Source organism: Sphingorhabdus sp. (genome assembly GCF_023910635.1).
In the GTDB taxonomy this organism is placed as follows: Bacteria; Pseudomonadota; Alphaproteobacteria; order Sphingomonadales; family Sphingomonadaceae; genus Sphingorhabdus_B.
Genome location: NZ_JAAVVZ010000089.1, coordinates 1 through 1,521, shown reverse-complemented (window position 1 = coordinate 1,521; position 1,521 = coordinate 1). Strand labels below are relative to the sequence as shown.

Genomic DNA, 1,521 nt, shown 5'->3' with positions numbered 1-1,521 from the left:
CCCCCCCCCCACCGCCCATGTCCCTCAAAGAAAAGCATTTGTTGACAAAGCGTAACATTTTACCGCATGTCTGGCGCATCGCAAACGGGGGGCGCACATCCATGAACGACGAACACTTACCGCAATATAGTGCCTTTCGTTTTCACGGAAGTTGGCAGGAATTTGCGCGCATTGCCGTTTCCAATTTGTTGCTGACCATTGTCACGCTTGGCATTTATCGTTTTTGGGCGACCACGCGCGAACGCGAATATTTGTGGGGTAAGACCGATTTTATTGACGAACGTCTGGAATGGACGGGGCGCGGGATGGAGCTTTTTATCGGCTTCATCATGGTATTTTTGCTCATTGGCTTGCCGTTCATTGTCATTCAATTGGTGACGCAGGGCCTGATTTTTCAGGGCGCGCCGGTGTTGGCCGGACTGCTGACGTTCGCAATGTTCCTGTTGTTATTCTACCTCACGGGCGTCGCCTATTTCCGCGCGCTGCGCTACCGGCTCAGCCGCACTTATTGGCGCGGCATTCGCGGCGGCAGTAATGACCCTGGTTTCCAATATGGGCTGTCCTATATGTGGAAAAGCGTCCTTGGCTGGTTGCCGATATTCCTGATGGTGCCATGGGCGATGATATCCTTGTGGAACGACCGGTGGAACGCGATGAGCTTTGGCCCGCACCGATTCAGCGCGAATGCGCAATGGACGCCGCTGATGAAGCGTTATTTAATATTCTATCTCGTGCCGTTTCTCCTTTTTGTTGGGGTGGTGATTTTCGGTTTCAGCATGGCCCATTCGGGTAGCACGCCGGACGTTTTGGGCAATACGGGCATGGCGATTGGCGCTATCGTCACCGTTGTTGCCATCTTGGCATTTTACATCATGTTGCCGCTCGTCGCGTTGATATTTTACAGCAAATATTTCCGTCTGGCCGTCGGCGGCTTGCGGTTGCACACGCTGGAATTTGAATTTCGCGCGCGCGCGGCGGACTGGATATTGTTCTTTTTGGCCAATATGGCGATCATCATCTGCACCTTGGGCATTGGCTATATCTTCATGCCCTATCGCAACTGGAAATTCTTCGTCGACCATATGGAAGCGTATGGTGAGATTAACATCGACGAATTGACCCAGTCGCAGACCGTGGTTGAAAAACATGGCGAAGGCTTGCTCGATGCCTTTGACGTGGGGGCGATCTAAACAATGTCCGCTTTCTTCGACGTCGCGCATTATGACGGCCAAAGCGCCGTGAAGCGCAAGGTGGAGGTGCAGGTCGTTGGCCAGTATTTCTATTTGGCAGAGAACGAACGGCGCAGCGGCCCCTTTCCCTTTGCCGATGTCGAATATGTGACAAAGCAGGGGGAGGCCGATGTCTATGGCCTTAGTGGCCGCGATGGTTGGCGGCTGACGCTGTCGGGGCCCGTGCCATCGGAACTGACCGCTTTGTTGCCTGCGCCGCGCAATTATGGCGGATGGGTGGACCGGCTTGGGCTGGGCAAGGCGGCGCTTGCCTTTACACTGACCAGCGCGG

1 protein-coding gene and 1 pseudogene are annotated in these 1,521 nt (G+C 54.5%); both read left to right on the top strand.

The features are described 5' to 3' along the window. Nucleotides 1–17: 17 nt before the first annotated feature. Nucleotides 18–1,190, top strand: coding sequence for a YjgN family protein (locus HEQ34_RS14430; protein ID WP_366934882.1), 1,173 nt, complete (start codon nt 18–20; stop codon nt 1,188–1,190). 3 nt (nt 1,191–1,193) lie between these two features. Then, nucleotides 1,194–1,521, top strand: a pseudogene (locus HEQ34_RS14425) (hypothetical protein); the annotation flags it as partial.